This window comes from Opacimonas viscosa (assembly GCF_024199005.1).
Lineage (GTDB): Bacteria > Pseudomonadota > Gammaproteobacteria > Enterobacterales > Alteromonadaceae > Opacimonas > Opacimonas viscosa.
The window spans coordinates 1-227 of sequence record NZ_JANATA010000360.1; the positions used below are offsets into that span (position 1 = coordinate 1).

The following is a 227-nucleotide window of genomic DNA, read 5'->3' on the forward strand; positions in this document are numbered from 1 at the left end:
ATTAGAAGATTTGGGGTTGGAGTTTGATTCGGCGTGTCTTGATTTTCACCTAAACCCGAAGGCAAGTGCAAGTGCGAGTACGTTGCAAGTGAGAGAAGCTGCGCACACGCGTTCGGTAAATAAATGGACGAACTTTTCTGAGCAACTGTCTGAGCTAAAACAGTATTTAAGTAGTCACGATATAGCCAATCTGGACGAATTTAAGATTGTGTAACCGGCAGCAGTCT

At 44.1% G+C, this 227-nt stretch carries 1 protein-coding gene; it reads left to right on the forward strand.

The features are described 5' to 3' along the window. On the forward strand, positions 1 to 214 hold a 214-nt coding region (locus NLF92_RS13920), incomplete at its 5' end, for a hypothetical protein (protein WP_254102873.1). Between the last annotated feature and the right edge of the window lie 13 nt (positions 215 to 227).